Genomic DNA, 9,055 nt, shown 5'->3' with positions numbered 1-9,055 from the left:
TTATCGACTTGGCTTTCTGCGTTGCCGCTTGCCGTGTCGATGGAGGCGCATTATAGGGAGTGAATTCGTTCTGGCAACCCCTCTCCTGCAATAAAATTGCAAAAAAGGGCACTTTTTTAGTTATTCATATCCAACCACAGCTTTTATACAAGCTTATCCACAGAAATGAGTTCCAGGTTGCTAGAATGGCCGAAAACAAGGAGGCCAAGATGGACTTGCGACTGAGACCTTACAAGGGAAAACGCCCGCAATTGGGCAAACGGGTATATGTAGACCCCTGCGTCACCCTGGTAGGTGATATCACCTGGCCAATGATGCTTAAACGAAGTGAGCTGGCTATTCACCTTTTCGCTAGACTCGGGAACAACTCTTACCTCCTATATAGAAGAAGTTGAATAATGAGTTGAGGCAGTTGAGGCAGTTGAGGCAGTTGAGGCAGTTGAGGCAGTTGAGGCAGTTGAGGCAGTTGAGGCAGTTGAGGCAGTATCAAAATCTCTTAAAAGAAAAGCCGGGACAAGCCCGGCTTTTTCTTTATCACTCAGCAGCTGCTTCAGCAGCGGCCGGGCGGTCTACCAGCTCGATATAAGCCATAGGGGCGTTGTCGCCAGCACGGAAACCGCATTTCAGAATGCGAGTATAACCGCCGGCGCGCTCCAGGTAGCGCGGGCCCAGTTCATTGAACAGCTTAGCCACGATCGCGTTGTCGCGAGTGCGGGCAAATGCCAGACGACGATTAGCAACGCTATCAGTCTTGGCAAGGGTGATCAGCGGTTCAACTACACGACGCAGCTCTTTTGCCTTAGGCAGAGTCGTCTTGATGATCTCATGACGAACCAGGGAGCTGGCCATGTTGCGGAACATAGCCTGACGATGGCTGCTGTTCCGGTTCAGTTGACGACCACTCAAACGATGGCGCATGACCTTATCCTTCTAACTAAATCTGTGAAACCCGTAATCTGGATTACTCGTCAGCGATGCTGGCGGGCGGCCAGTTCTCAAGGCGCATGCCAAGAGACAGACCACGGGAGGCCAACACGTCCTTGATCTCAGTCAGGGACTTCTTACCGAGGTTAGGAGTCTTAAGCAACTCAACTTCGGTACGCTGTACCAGATCACCAATATAGTGGATAGCTTCTGCCTTCAGACAGTTCGCAGAACGAACTGTCAGCTCCAAATCATCGACAGGACGCAGCAGAATCGGATCAAACTCGGGTTTCTCTTCTTTCTTCTCGGGCACGCTGACATCGCGCAGATCCACGAAGGCTTCCAGTTGTTCAGCCAGGATAGTGGCAGAACGACGGATAGCTTCTTCAGGATCCAGAGTACCATTGGTCTCCATGTCGATAACCAGCTTGTCCAAGTCGGTACGCTGTTCCACACGTGCTGCCTCAACATTGTAGGCAATACGAACGATGGGGCTGAACGCGGAGTCCAGCAGCAGGCGACCAATCGGACGCTCTTCGTCATCGTTGTGAACACGAGCAGAAGCAGGCACATAACCACGACCGCGCTGAACTTTCAGGCGCATGCTGATTTCAGCATTGGCACCAGTCAGGTGGCAGATTACGTGCTCCGGGTTTACGATCTCGACTTCATCACCGTGAGTGATATCACCTGCGGTAACGGGGCCTGTTCCAGACTTGGTCAGGGACAGAGTTACCTCGTCCTTGCCTTCCAGCTTCACAGCGATACCTTTCAGGTTGAGCAGGATTTCAAGAATATCTTCCTGTACACCTTCTTTGCTGCTGTACTCATGCAGTACACCGTCAATTTCGACTTCAGTAACTGCACAACCGGGCATAGAAGACAGCAAAATACGACGCAGGGCGTTACCCAGCGTGTGACCAAAGCCACGCTCAAGTGGCTCAAGAGTCACTTTCGCATGAGTCGGGCTAACTTGCTCGATGTCAACTAGCCGCGGTTTAAGAAAATCTGTTACAGAACCCAGCATTGTGTCCTCTCTTTAGAAGCTAGCTTTACTTGGAGTAAAGCTCGACGATCAGCTGTTCGTTAATGTCGGCAGACAGGTCGGAACGCTCCGGCAGGCGCTTGAAGGCACCTTCCATTTTAGCGGCATCAACCTCTACCCAAGTCGGCTTCTCGCGCTGACCAGCAACCTCAAGGGCAGCTTTGATACGCGCTTGCTTCTTAGCCTTCTCACGAACGCAGATCACGTCCTCAGGGGAAACCTGGAAAGAAGGAATGTTCACAACGCGGCCGTTTACCATGATGGCCTTGTGGCTCACCAGCTGACGAGATTCAGCGCGGGTAGCACCGAAGCCCATGCGGTATACGACGTTGTCCAGACGACCTTCCAGCAGCTGCAACAGGTTTTCACCGGTGTTACCCTTTTGACGGGCAGCGTCGCGGTAGTAGTTGCGGAACTGTTTTTCCAATACGCCGTAGATACGACGAACTTTTTGTTTCTCGCGCAGTTGCACACCGTAGTCGGACAGACGCGGCTTACGAGCGCCGTGCTGACCAGGAGCGGTGTCAATCTTGCACTTAGAATCAATCGCGCGAACACCAGACTTCAGGAAGAGGTCTGTGCCCTCACGACGGCTAAGCTTAAGCTTAGGACCGATATATCTTGCCATCTTCTTTCTCCAACAATCCTAGACCAAGTAGCTACCAGCGTTACACGCGGCGCTTCTTGGGAGGACGACAACCGTTGTGCGGGATCGGAGTCACATCAGTAATGTTAGTGATGCGGAAACCAGCCGCGTTCAGGGCGCGGATGGAAGACTCACGACCGGGACCCGGACCTTTGACCATGACTTCCAGGTTCTTGACGCCATATTCTTTGGCCATCTCACCAGCGCGTTCAGCAGCTACCTGAGCAGCGAACGGGGTGGACTTACGAGAACCACGGAAACCGGAACCACCAGAAGTAGCCCAAGACAGAGCGTTGCCCTGACGGTCAGTAATGGTCACGATTGTGTTGTTGAAAGATGCATGAACGTGCGCAATACCGTCGCTCACTTGCTTTTTAACGCGCTTGCGAGCACGAGTCGGAGTTTTAGCCATTTTCTACCTTCCCGTTACTTCTTGATAGCCTTGCGCGGACCCTTACGGGTACGAGCGTTGGTCTTGGTACGTTGACCACGAACAGGCAGGCTACGACGGTGACGCAAACCACGGTAGCAACCCAGATCCATCAAACGCTTGATGTTCATGGAAATCTGACGACGCAGGTCACCTTCAACGGTGAATTTACCTACTTGTTCACGCAGACTCTCGATCTGAGCTTCGTCCAGGTCTTTAATTTTCACATTCTCAGCGATACCGGCTGCGGCACAGATGGCCTTGGAGCGGGTACGACCGACGCCATAAATAGCAGTCAAAGCGATGACTGCATGCTTATGGTCAGGAATGTTAATGCCAGCGATACGGGCCACTATTCACTCCTACATATAGTAGATTACGACCACCACAAAGCCCGTGAGCGGATACGTGGCGGTCAACCAATACACAACAAAAGTTGGCTGGCTATATTAGCCAGCACAACTATTTGTTGCAAGTACTAACCGTAAAAAATTAGCCTTGACGCTGTTTATGCTTAGGCTCGCTGCAAATCACACGCACCACACCGTGACGCTTGATGATTTTGCAGTTACGGCAGATTGCCTTAACGGAAGCACGAACTTTCATTGCTTAACTCCGTAACTACGCCGACCTTTAGCGGCCGTAGCCCTTCAGGTTGGCCTTCCTCAGGACATCACCATATTGATGAGACATCATATGGGTCTGAACCTGAGCCATGAAGTCCATGATAACCACCACGATAATCAGCAGCGAGGTGCCACCGAAGTAGAACTGTACGTTCCAGGCAGTCATCAAGAACTGGGGTACCAGACAGATAAAGGTTATATAGAGTGCACCTGCCAATGTCAGGCGAGTCATAACCTTATCGATATAACGTGCTGTCTGCTCGCCCGGGCGAATCCCCGGGATAAAGGCTCCACTCTTCTTCAGGTTATCTGCTGTCTCGCGGGGGTTGAACACCAGCGCGGTATAGAAGAAGCAGAAGAAGATAATGGCTGCTGCATAGAGCATCTCGTAAAGCGGCTGACCCGGCTGCAGGACCATAGAGACCTGTTGCAGGATGTCGGCTACTTTACCCTCGCCCTGACCAAACCAAGAGGTAATGGTCCCCGGGAAGAGGATGATGCTGGATGCGAAAATCGCAGGAATCACACCGGCCATGTTGACTTTCAACGGCAGGTGCGTGCTTTGCGCGGCGAATACCTGGCGGCCTTGTTGACGCTTGGCATAGTTAACGACGATACGACGCTGACCACGCTCCACGAACACCACAAAGTAAGTCACAGCGAAAACAATCAAGCCCAGCAACAACAACAGCAGGATGTGCAATTCCCCTTGACGTGCCTGTTCGGCCGTAGCACCAATGGCATGCGGCAGACCGGCAACGATACCTGTGAAAATAATCAACGAGATACCATTACCAATCCCACGCTCGGTAATCTGCTCACCCAACCACATCAAGAACATGGTACCGGTGACCAGACTCACAACCGCTGTGAAATAGAAGCCCAGGCCCGGATTAGTCACGAGTCCATGCATCATATTCGGCAGACCGGTTGCAATACCAATGGCCTGGAAAGTTCCCAAAACCAGCGTGCCCCAACGGGTATATTGGCTAATCTTGCGACGGCCGGATTCACCCTCTTTCTTGAGTTCAGCAAGAGCAGGATGAACCACAGTCAGCAGCTGGATAATGATCGACGCCGAAATGTACGGCATGATCCCCAACGCAAGAATAGAAGCACGCGAGAGTGCACCACCACTGAACATGTTGAACATCTCAATGATGGTGCCCTTCTGTTGCTGGAACAACTCGGCCAGTACGGCGGCGTCAATACCAGGAATCGGCACATAAGAGCCTGCACGGAAAACGATAATCGCCCCGAGAACGAAGAGCAGACGGCTCTTCAGTTCACTCAGACCACCCTGTGCTTTAACATCCAATCCTGGTTTCTTAGCCATTGTACTGATTATTCCTCGATTTTACCGCCAGCGGCCTCGATGGCTGCGCGTGCACCTTTGGTGACGGACAGACCACGAACGGTCACAGCACGGTCAATGTTGCCAGACAGAACAACTTTAGCGAACACGATGTTTTTAGTAATAACACCGGCTTGCTTCAGAGTGCTCACGTCGACCACATCACCTTCTACCAGGGCGATTTCGTTCAGGCGCACTTCGGCAGAAACCAAAGATTTGCGAGAGAAGAAACCGAACTTCGGCAGACGGATTTTCAAAGGCATCTGGCCGCCTTCGAAACCGTTGCGAACTTTGCCGCCACCGGAACGAGAGGTTTGGCCTTTAACACCACGACCACCAGTCTTGCCCAGGCCGGAGCCGATACCACGGCCACGACGATGTTTTTCAGGCTTGGAACCAGCGGCCGGAGACAGAGTGTTCAGACGCATGCTTAGCCCTCCACCTTAACCATGTAATAAACCTGGTTGATCATACCGCGTACGCAGGGAGTATCTTCCAGCTCAACGGTGTGACCAATGCGACGCAGACCCAGACCACGCAGAGTCGCCTTGTGCTTGGGCAGACGGCCGATAGAGCTGCGAGTTTGAGTTACTTTTACAGTGTTAGCCATGTCGCATTACCCCAGAATTTCTTCAACGCGCAGACCACGCTTGGCAGCGATCTGTTCCGGTGATTGACCGTGAACCAGAGCGTCTACAGTTGCGCGAACAACGTTGATTGGGTTGGTGGAACCGTAGGTCTTAGCCAGCACGTTGTGGATACCAGCAACTTCCAGAACGGCACGCATAGCGCCGCCTGCGATGATACCAGTACCTTGAGAGGCCGGCTTCATGAACACGGTGGAACCGGAGTGAACACCTTTCACCGGGTGGTGCAGGGTGCCGTTGTTCAGCTCAACCTTGTTCAGGTTACGCTTGGCCTGTTCCATTGCTTTTTGAATAGCAGCCGGAACTTCACGGGCTTTACCGTAACCGTAACCTACACGGCCGTTACCATCACCCACCACGGTCAACGCGGTGAAGGACATGATACGACCACCTTTAACAGTTTTCGAAACACGGTTTACTGCAATCAGCTTTTCTTGCAGTTCGCCGGCTTGAGATTCGACTTTAGCCATCTTCGACTCCTAGCTTAGAACTGAAGACCAGCGTCACGTGCAGCAGCTGCCAGAGCAGCGATACGGCCGTGATACTTGAAACCGGAACGATCGAAAGATACGTTCTGAACGCCTTTGGCAATAGCACGCTCAGCGATAGCCTTACCTACAGCGGTAGCAGCATCTGCGTTACCGGTGTATTTCAGAGCTTCACTGATGGCTTTCTCTACTGTGGAAGCAGAGGCCAGAACTTCGGAACCGTTGGCTGCAATAACCTGCGCATAGATATGACGCGGGGTACGGTGAACAACCAGACGGGTAGCTCCCAGTTCCTGCATCTTTTTCCGAGCACGAGTAGCACGACGGAGACGAGCTGCTTTCTTGTCCATAGTGTTACCTTACTTCTTCTTAGCTTCTTTAGTACGCACTTGCTCGTTGGCATAGCGTACACCCTTGCCCTTGTAGGGCTCCGGAGCGCGGTAAGCACGGATATCGGCGGCGACTTGGCCAACCAGCTGCTTGTCAACGCCACGCAGAACGATTTCGGTCTGGGACGGGCACTCAGCGGTTACACCAGCCGGCAGCTCATGCTCTACCGGGTGAGAGAAGCCCAGAGCCAGAGCGACAGCATTGCCCTTGATGGAGGCTTTGTAACCTACACCAACCAGCTGCAGCTTGCGCTCGAAGCCTTGGGTAACACCGATTACCATGTTGTTGACCAATGCACGGGCAGTACCGGCCTGAGCGTCAGCACCAGCGATGCCGTCGCGCGGGGCGAACTTCAGTACATTGTCTTCTTTGGTCACTTCTACACCGGCGTGAATAGAACGAACCAGGGAACCTTTACCACCTTTGATGGACAGTTCCTGACCGTTCAGAGTCACTTCTACGCCAGCAGGAATAGTGACGGGTGCCTTAGCAACGCGAGACATTTCCGACCTCCTATTAAGCGACGTAGCAGATGATCTCACCACCCATGCTTGCTTTGCGAGCAGCACGGTCGGTCATCACACCTTTAGACGTGGACACGATAGCAACACCGAGACCGCCCATAACTTTCGGCAGATCAGTAGTGCGCTTGTAAATACGCAGGCCGGGACGGCTCACGCGTTGGATCAGTTCTACAACCGGCTTGCCCTGGAAATATTTCAGTTCAATTTCCAGTTCCGGCTTCACGTCACCAGCTACGGTGTAGCCAGCGATGTAACCTTCTTCTTTCAGCACTTTGGCAATAGCCACTTTCAGCTTGGAAGAAGGCATGGAAACCGCAACTTTGCTCGCCGCCTGACCGTTACGGATGCGGGTCAGCATATCCGCGATCGGATCTTGCATGCTCATAGTCTAACTCCCGAGATTCTTTACCAAGAGGCCTTTTTCAGGCCCGGAATTTCGCCCTTCATGGCATGCTCACGCACCTTGATGCGAGACAGGCCAAACTTGCGCAGGAAACCGTGCGGACGACCAGTAATGTTGCAACGGTTACGCTGACGGGACGGACTGGAATCACGGGGCAGCTGTTGCAGTTGCAGAACAGCATCCCAACGCGCTTCTTCAGAAGCGTTCATATCAACGATGATAGCTTTGAGCTCGGCACGCTTGGTTGCGTACTTGGCTACCAGCTTGGCACGCTTTGCTTCGCGCGCTTTCATGGATGTTTTAGCCATAACCCTAACCTTACTTGCGGAATGGGAAGTTAAAGGCAGCCAGCAGAGCACGGCCTTCTTCATCGGTATTCGCGGAAGTGGTGATGGTGATATCCAGACCACGGACGCGATCGACTTTGTCATAGTCGATTTCCGGGAAGATGATCTGCTCACGCACGCCCATGGAGTAGTTACCACGACCGTCGAACGCTTTAGCGTTCAGGCCACGGAAGTCACGGATACGCGGTACGGAGATGCAGATCAGCCGTTCCAGGAACTCCCACATACGCTCGCCACGCAGGGTTACTTTACAACCTATCGGGTAGCCTTCACGAATCTTGAAGCCCGCAACAGATTTGCGAGCTTTGGTGATCAGCGGCTTCTGACCGGAAATGGCAGCCATATCGGCAGCAGCATTTTCCAGCAATTTCTTGTCAGAGATCGCTTCACCAACACCCATGTTCAGGGTGATTTTCTCGATCCGAGGGACTTGCATGATAGTCTTGTAACCGAACTGCTTGGTCAGTTCACTTACTACATCGGATTTGTAGTAATCATGCAGTTTCGCCATCGTTAAACTCCAATTACTTCACAAGTTCGCCGGTGGATTTGAAGAAACGAACTTTTTTGCCGTCTTCAATCCGGAAACCAACGCGGTCAGCTTTGCCAGTGGCAGAGTTGAACAGCGCTACGTTAGATACATCGATGGGGGCTTCTTTGGTGACGATACCGCCAGCCTGACCCAGTGCGGGTACCGGCTTCTGGTGTTTCTTCACCTGGTTGATGCCTTCCACGATTACCTTACCTTTAGCAATCAGAACTTGAGTGACTTTGCCACGCTTGCCCTTGTCTTTGCCGGTAAGAACAATCACTTCGTCTTCGCGACGGATTTTAGCTGCCATCGTTCGACTCCTTACAGTACTTCGGGTGCCAGGGACACAATCTTCATGAACTTCTCATTACGCAGTTCACGGGTCACCGGGCCAAAAATACGAGTACCGATCGGCTGTTGGTTGTTGTTAAGCAACACAGCCGCATTGTTGTCGAAACGGATGACTGAGCCGTCCGGACGACGAACGCCTTTACGGGTGCGTACGACCACCGCGTTATACACATCACCTTTCTTCACTTTACCGCGAGGAATAGCTTCCTTGATGGAAACTTTGATGATGTCGCCGATGCCGGCGTAACGGCGGTGCGAACCACCCAGAACCTTAATACACATTACACTGCGAGCGCCGGAGTTGTCGGCAACACCCAGCATACTTTGCATCTGGATCATCTTAGTGCT

Annotated in this window: 17 protein-coding genes and 1 pseudogene; 1 reads left to right on the top strand and 17 read right to left on the bottom strand. The window is 52.5% G+C overall.

Annotation, left to right across the window (positions count from 1 at the left end; genetic code table 11):
- Positions 1 to 185: 185 nt before the first annotated feature.
- Positions 186 to 335: pseudogene (locus NOM67_RS19110) on the top strand (gamma carbonic anhydrase family protein); the annotation flags it as partial.
- 199 nt (positions 336 to 534) lie between these two features.
- Here NOM67_RS19110 and rplQ read toward each other — a convergent pair.
- The 17 genes from rplQ to rplN all read right to left on the bottom strand — a co-directional run bounded on the left by rplQ (position 535) and on the right by rplN (position 9,046).
- Complete coding sequence (gene rplQ / locus NOM67_RS19105) at positions 535 to 918, bottom strand: 50S ribosomal protein L17 (protein ID WP_005307999.1); 384 nt, start codon at positions 916 to 918, stop codon at positions 535 to 537.
- Between the two features lie 43 nt (positions 919 to 961).
- A complete protein-coding gene (gene rpoA / locus NOM67_RS19100) occupies positions 962 to 1,951 on the bottom strand; it encodes a DNA-directed RNA polymerase subunit alpha (RefSeq protein WP_005307997.1) in 990 nt (329 codons plus the stop codon).
- Positions 1,952 to 1,976: 25 nt separating this feature from the next.
- Positions 1,977 to 2,597, bottom strand: a complete 621-nt coding sequence (rpsD, locus tag NOM67_RS19095) for a 30S ribosomal protein S4 (RefSeq protein WP_005342696.1) — start codon at positions 2,595 to 2,597, stop codon at positions 1,977 to 1,979.
- 40 nt (positions 2,598 to 2,637) lie between these two features.
- Positions 2,638 to 3,027 carry a 30S ribosomal protein S11 gene (gene rpsK, locus NOM67_RS19090; protein ID WP_005307993.1) on the bottom strand — a complete coding sequence of 130 codons (390 nt, stop codon included), beginning with the start codon at positions 3,025 to 3,027 and terminating at the stop codon, positions 2,638 to 2,640.
- Between the two features lie 14 nt (positions 3,028 to 3,041).
- On the bottom strand, positions 3,042 to 3,398 hold the full coding sequence (gene rpsM / locus NOM67_RS19085; RefSeq protein WP_005307991.1) for a 30S ribosomal protein S13: 357 nt from the start codon (positions 3,396 to 3,398) through the stop codon (positions 3,042 to 3,044).
- A 139-nt stretch (positions 3,399 to 3,537) separates the two neighbouring features.
- Entirely contained in the window at positions 3,538 to 3,651 is a 114-nt protein-coding gene (gene rpmJ, locus NOM67_RS19080; RefSeq protein WP_005319705.1) for a 50S ribosomal protein L36, read from the bottom strand.
- A gap of 27 nt (positions 3,652 to 3,678) precedes the next feature.
- Entirely contained in the window at positions 3,679 to 5,007 is a 1,329-nt protein-coding gene (gene secY, locus NOM67_RS19075; protein ID WP_005340602.1) for a preprotein translocase subunit SecY, read from the bottom strand.
- Between the two features lie 8 nt (positions 5,008 to 5,015).
- Positions 5,016 to 5,453: a 50S ribosomal protein L15 gene (rplO, locus tag NOM67_RS19070; RefSeq protein WP_033115582.1), complete on the bottom strand. Its 438-nt coding sequence runs from the start codon at positions 5,451 to 5,453 to the stop codon at positions 5,016 to 5,018.
- 2 nt (positions 5,454 to 5,455) lie between these two features.
- The gene (gene rpmD, locus NOM67_RS19065; protein WP_005307985.1) at positions 5,456 to 5,635 is read right to left on the bottom strand and encodes a 50S ribosomal protein L30; all 180 of its coding nucleotides are present in this window, start codon (positions 5,633 to 5,635) and stop codon (positions 5,456 to 5,458) included.
- A gap of 6 nt (positions 5,636 to 5,641) precedes the next feature.
- Positions 5,642 to 6,142 (bottom strand): 30S ribosomal protein S5, encoded by a 501-nt coding sequence (gene rpsE, locus NOM67_RS19060; protein ID WP_005342686.1) that lies wholly within the window; start codon positions 6,140 to 6,142, stop codon positions 5,642 to 5,644.
- A gap of 14 nt (positions 6,143 to 6,156) precedes the next feature.
- Positions 6,157 to 6,510 carry a 50S ribosomal protein L18 gene (rplR, locus tag NOM67_RS19055; RefSeq protein ID WP_005340606.1) on the bottom strand — a complete coding sequence of 118 codons (354 nt, stop codon included), beginning with the start codon at positions 6,508 to 6,510 and terminating at the stop codon, positions 6,157 to 6,159.
- A 9-nt stretch (positions 6,511 to 6,519) separates the two neighbouring features.
- The gene (rplF, locus tag NOM67_RS19050; RefSeq protein ID WP_033115583.1) at positions 6,520 to 7,053 is read right to left on the bottom strand and encodes a 50S ribosomal protein L6; all 534 of its coding nucleotides are present in this window, start codon (positions 7,051 to 7,053) and stop codon (positions 6,520 to 6,522) included.
- Positions 7,054 to 7,066: 13 nt separating this feature from the next.
- Positions 7,067 to 7,459, bottom strand: coding sequence for a 30S ribosomal protein S8 (gene rpsH, locus NOM67_RS19045; protein WP_033115584.1), 393 nt, complete (start codon positions 7,457 to 7,459; stop codon positions 7,067 to 7,069).
- 20 nt (positions 7,460 to 7,479) lie between these two features.
- Entirely contained in the window at positions 7,480 to 7,785 is a 306-nt protein-coding gene (gene rpsN, locus NOM67_RS19040; protein ID WP_005340609.1) for a 30S ribosomal protein S14, read from the bottom strand.
- Between the two features lie 10 nt (positions 7,786 to 7,795).
- A complete protein-coding gene (gene rplE, locus NOM67_RS19035; protein ID WP_033115585.1) occupies positions 7,796 to 8,335 on the bottom strand; it encodes a 50S ribosomal protein L5 in 540 nt (179 codons plus the stop codon).
- 13 nt (positions 8,336 to 8,348) lie between these two features.
- Entirely contained in the window at positions 8,349 to 8,666 is a 318-nt protein-coding gene (gene rplX / locus NOM67_RS19030) for a 50S ribosomal protein L24 (protein ID WP_005307977.1), read from the bottom strand.
- 11 nt (positions 8,667 to 8,677) lie between these two features.
- Positions 8,678 to 9,046 (bottom strand): 50S ribosomal protein L14, encoded by a 369-nt coding sequence (gene rplN / locus NOM67_RS19025; RefSeq protein ID WP_005307975.1) that lies wholly within the window; start codon positions 9,044 to 9,046, stop codon positions 8,678 to 8,680.
- Between the last annotated feature and the right edge of the window lie 9 nt (positions 9,047 to 9,055).

It is taken from the genome of Aeromonas sp. SG16, from assembly GCF_024436135.1.
Lineage (GTDB): Bacteria > Pseudomonadota > Gammaproteobacteria > Enterobacterales > Aeromonadaceae > Aeromonas > Aeromonas jandaei.
This window is presented reverse-complemented; position numbering and strand designations above follow the sequence as displayed.

Bases quoted from the DNA above. Each gene is read 5' to 3' on its own strand.
- rpoA (WP_005307997.1), bottom strand. From the start codon at position 1,951: ATGCTGGGTTCTGTAACAGATTTTCTTAAACCGCGGCTAGTTGACATC.
- rpsK (WP_005307993.1), bottom strand. From the start codon at position 3,027: ATGGCTAAAACTCCGACTCGTGCTCGCAAGCGCGTTAAAAAGCAAGTG.
- rplN (WP_005307975.1), bottom strand. From the start codon at position 9,046: ATGATCCAGATGCAAAGTATGCTGGGTGTTGCCGACAACTCCGGCGCT.
- rplF (WP_033115583.1), bottom strand. From the start codon at position 7,053: ATGTCTCGCGTTGCTAAGGCACCCGTCACTATTCCTGCTGGCGTAGAA.
- rpsN (WP_005340609.1), bottom strand. From the start codon at position 7,785: ATGGCTAAAACATCCATGAAAGCGCGCGAAGCAAAGCGTGCCAAGCTG.
- rplQ (WP_005307999.1), bottom strand. From the start codon at position 918: ATGCGCCATCGTTTGAGTGGTCGTCAACTGAACCGGAACAGCAGCCAT.
- rplE (WP_033115585.1), bottom strand. From the start codon at position 8,335: ATGGCGAAACTGCATGATTACTACAAATCCGATGTAGTAAGTGAACTG.
- rpsD (WP_005342696.1), bottom strand. From the start codon at position 2,597: ATGGCAAGATATATCGGTCCTAAGCTTAAGCTTAGCCGTCGTGAGGGC.
- rpmJ (WP_005319705.1), bottom strand. From the start codon at position 3,651: ATGAAAGTTCGTGCTTCCGTTAAGGCAATCTGCCGTAACTGCAAAATC.
- rpsE (WP_005342686.1), bottom strand. From the start codon at position 6,142: ATGGCTAAAGTCGAATCTCAAGCCGGCGAACTGCAAGAAAAGCTGATT.
- rplO (WP_033115582.1), bottom strand. From the start codon at position 5,453: ATGCGTCTGAACACTCTGTCTCCGGCCGCTGGTTCCAAGCCTGAAAAA.
- rplR (WP_005340606.1), bottom strand. From the start codon at position 6,510: ATGGACAAGAAAGCAGCTCGTCTCCGTCGTGCTACTCGTGCTCGGAAA.
- secY (WP_005340602.1), bottom strand. From the start codon at position 5,007: ATGGCTAAGAAACCAGGATTGGATGTTAAAGCACAGGGTGGTCTGAGT.
- rpmD (WP_005307985.1), bottom strand. From the start codon at position 5,635: ATGGCTAACACTGTAAAAGTAACTCAAACTCGCAGCTCTATCGGCCGT.
- rplX (WP_005307977.1), bottom strand. From the start codon at position 8,666: ATGGCAGCTAAAATCCGTCGCGAAGACGAAGTGATTGTTCTTACCGGC.
- rpsH (WP_033115584.1), bottom strand. From the start codon at position 7,459: ATGAGCATGCAAGATCCGATCGCGGATATGCTGACCCGCATCCGTAAC.